Origin of the sequence: Streptomyces sp. NPDC019890 (genome assembly GCF_044903445.1) — a bacterium.
In the GTDB taxonomy this organism is placed as follows: domain Bacteria; phylum Actinomycetota; class Actinomycetes; order Streptomycetales; family Streptomycetaceae; genus Streptomyces.
In genome coordinates, this window is sequence record NZ_JBJDQK010000061.1 from 1 (window position 1) to 3,162 (window position 3,162).

General features: G+C 68.9%; 5 protein-coding genes. 3 read left to right on the forward strand and 2 right to left on the reverse strand.

Going from position 1 to position 3,162, the window contains the following annotated elements; all coding sequences use genetic code 11:
- Window positions 1-410, reverse strand: a 410-nt coding sequence (locus tag ACI2LP_RS34055; protein ID WP_404728407.1) for a hypothetical protein, incomplete at its 3' end; no start/stop codon positions are given.
- Between the two features lie 319 nt (window positions 411-729).
- On the opposite strand from ACI2LP_RS34055, the gene ACI2LP_RS34060 reads away from it, so the two are divergent.
- The gene (locus ACI2LP_RS34060; RefSeq protein ID WP_404728408.1) at window positions 730-990 is read left to right on the forward strand and encodes a hypothetical protein; all 261 of its coding nucleotides are present in this window, start codon (window positions 730-732) and stop codon (window positions 988-990) included.
- 61 nt (window positions 991-1,051) lie between these two features.
- Here the strand turns inward: ACI2LP_RS34060 and ACI2LP_RS34065 are convergent, their stop codons facing one another.
- The gene (locus ACI2LP_RS34065) at window positions 1,052-1,243 is read right to left on the reverse strand and encodes a hypothetical protein (protein WP_404728409.1); all 192 of its coding nucleotides are present in this window, start codon (window positions 1,241-1,243) and stop codon (window positions 1,052-1,054) included.
- A gap of 372 nt (window positions 1,244-1,615) precedes the next feature.
- Between ACI2LP_RS34065 and ACI2LP_RS34070 the strand changes: the two genes are divergently transcribed.
- Together ACI2LP_RS34070 and ACI2LP_RS34075 are read left to right on the forward strand one after the other, a co-directional pair.
- Window positions 1,616-2,233 (forward strand): TetR family transcriptional regulator, encoded by a 618-nt coding sequence (locus ACI2LP_RS34070; protein ID WP_404728410.1) that lies wholly within the window; start codon window positions 1,616-1,618, stop codon window positions 2,231-2,233.
- 299 nt (window positions 2,234-2,532) lie between these two features.
- Window positions 2,533-2,877, forward strand: coding sequence for an ATP-binding protein (locus ACI2LP_RS34075; RefSeq protein ID WP_404728411.1), 345 nt, complete (start codon window positions 2,533-2,535; stop codon window positions 2,875-2,877).
- The last annotated feature ends 285 nt before the right edge of the window (window positions 2,878-3,162 follow it).

Here is a 3,162-nt window from a genome sequence, read left to right on the forward strand (position 1 = left end):
CTTTCCAGCAGCTCGCGCAGGTCGTGGGGGGTCAGGTGCTCGTGCGCCAGTTTCACGCTTGCCTTGCCTTCCAGGTCCGCCCACGCCTGGCGGGCGCGTTTGTTGGCCATGCGCCTGGCGTCGCTACGCAGGAAGCCGGCCCCGGCCGCGAACCCGGCAGAGGCCAGGGCGAGGAGCGCCGCGGGGACGCGTGCGTCCGCCGTGGCCAGTCCGGCGGCGCCGGCCACGCCGGCGAGCAGCGCCGCGGGGAAACCCAGCACGATGTGGGCCCTGTTCCAGAATTCGGCCCTTCGATGGGCCAGTGCTTTCTGTTGCGCGGCTTCGATGTGCAACCGCTCGATCTCGGCGCGCAGGCGACGCGAGGGCTCGTCCGGGGCGAGTCGCGTGGATCCGTCGGCAGGAGTGGCCATGTCTGAAATTCCAACACGGTTGAGTCTGGGGGGACTTGGTTCGGTAGTGACAGGCTTGCCAGGCTCGAATGGTGGGCTCTCGCCAGAACCGTCCGCCCCCGAACGCGGTCACCTCAGCCGTGCCGCAACGTGAACCGCAGCTCGATCCGTACGTCCGCGTCGTCCACCCTCGAGGAGCGTCTGGCATCGGGCGATGCGCTCCCCGCTCTGTCCCCTGCCGCCCTCGTCTCGCGGATTGGCGCGGTGAGCAGTCTGTTCCGTAACCCAAAGCCAACCCGGTATTGACCGGTACACCTGACACCACCGGTAAGGCATCGGTATGGTGCAGCTCACCGGCGGCGCCTTGGGTGAGGTCGCACAAGTGCTGCAGGACGCCCTTGCGGCCCCTTGCTTCGTCTTCCGGCCTCTGGACGAAGCATCCTGCTGGGCTGTCGCGCAGATCGCCCAGGAACGGGCGGCCGACCTTCCCACCGCCCATGCCGCACATTTGGCGCTCGGCTCGGGCCTGCCCGTTTTGACCCGGCAGGCTGCGGCCTACAAGAAGATCGACTCGCGGATCATCGCAGAGGTCATCAGCTAGGGCGGTGCGGGGAGCGCTGCTCCGTCATCGCCCCCGCGCCGCTTTGACCTCGGCCGCAGCTTCAGGATACGTGGGCCTTGCGCCCGCCCCGGTCGCCGCGGAGGGCCTTGATGAGCTCCTCGCGGTTCATCGAGGACCGGCCGGCGATACCTGCGTCCGTGGCGCGCTGGTAGAGCTCCGCCTTGGTCAGGGAATCGAATGACGAAGCCTTTGTCTGCTTCTTCGCCTGCGCCGTCTGGCCGGCCCTGCGCATGTGGGCGGCGTCCTTAATCCGCGCAGGGGGAGGCGCCGGTGATGCGGACTTCTCCTCGCCGCGGTCCTTGGGACTCTTGGCCCGGTCGACGCTGGCGCAACGCGTCCACCGCTTGGCCTCGATGAGCTTGGCGACCTGTTCCTGGAAGGTGTCGTGGAACTCCTCCGGCTTCTATTCCATGCTGAGCGCGTCGATGAGCTGTTGCGCTGAGCCGCGCGGCTCAGCGATCACCGTGAGCGCAGCGATCGCAGGGTGGCAAGAGGGAGGTGGTTGCAATTTCACGGTACAGTGAAAAATGTTTCAGTGGATGCTGAAACTTCGCCGGCAGGCGATCGCGCAAGTCCGGAACGGGCAAAAGGAGGACGGCGGGAGATGGCGGCACGGGCAGGAAGGGGGCCGCGCGGGGAACGTGGCGCGCAGGCGGACCGCATCCTGGCGGCGGCACGCAAGTCCTTCGCGGAGCGGGGCTACGTCGGGACCTCATTGCGGTCGGTGGCTCAGGCCGCCGATGTGGATCCCACCTTGGTGAACTACTACTTCTCCAACAAGATGGGACTGCTGAAGGCGGCGCTGGAGCCGCCGGATGCCTTCGGCGAGGGCATTGCCGCGGCCGCCGAGATGCCGTTGGAGGAGCGCGGGCGGGCCTTCGTGGAGGCGGCGCTGCGCATGTGGGACGACCCGGCCACCTCGGAGATCCTGCGCTCGATCATCCTCGCCGCAAGTCACGAGCCCTTCGCGATGGAGCGCCTCCGCTCTGTCTTCTCCGCTCTTGTCCTGCAGGTCGTGTCGGCGAGCCTTCCCGACGGCGAGGCCGAGTTGCGCGCAGACCTGGTCGCCACGCAGATCGTGGGCCTGGCGATGACGCGTTATGTCTGGGCGATCGACCGCATTGCCCACATGCCTTCGGAGCAGGTCATCCGCCTGATAGCGCCGACTGTGCAGTACTACCTCACCGGCACCCTGGGCGACGACATCTCGGAGAATGCCTGACCGCGAGCGACTGCGCGGGGCGGACGTCGCCCACCAGCCCCGCCTATTTTCATGCCTCATGGAAATTTCTCTTGCCCGCGGTGTCGTCAGTACTGCAAACCTCTCCCGCCCCTCCATGAGATGACCTGCGAGGGCGATGTACCCGTCCCGGTCCGCGACGGCACCCGGCTCCCCGCGGGCATTCGCCGCCCCGACGCGGAGGGCGGGGTCTCCGTGCTCATCGCGGCGGGTCCACCCCCGGGGCCTCCGGCGCCCGTCTCGGCGGCGAGCGGGAGTGGTGGCCGAGACGGGCGGGCATCATGCCGTGCGAGCCGCAGTTCGCCGCCCGGGCTCGCGGCCTGGTCGTCAAGCCTCTCGCCGCCCTCGGCCTCGCGCACCTGGCCGACATCGCCGAGCTGCTGGTGTCCGAGCTGGTCGGCAACGCCATGAAGTACGCCGACGGCCGTACCCTGCTCATCACCGTTCGCCCCGCCGATTGCGGCGCCCGGGTCGCCGTCGCCGTCGGTTCGCGCAGCCTGCCCACCCTGATCCGCGCCGGGGACAAGGGCGAGGGCGGGTGCTGTCTGGCCCTGGTCGGCGCCCTCGCCCGCCGCTGGGGTGCCGTCCTGCTCCCGCGCGGCACACGCGTCTGGTTCGAGCTGTAGCCCCACCGCGGCGAACGCGCGCCGCTGGACGAGATTCGTCACCAGGACTCCCCGCCCGCACCGCCACGCTGGACGTGCGCCCCTGGGCGTCGAGCTCTCAGCGAACGCCTGGCGGGGAGTGGCCACCCGGGCGGGTGCCCCGCCGACCTCGCCCCATTTTCACGGCGTGTGGAAATTTCTCTTGCCCGCAGTGAGTCGGCGAGCGTACGGTGAGCACGTTCGTTAATTTCCGTATACCTGGAAATGAGAGTGCCATGGCCCGGTTCAAGGCCGCTGGGGTGGAGC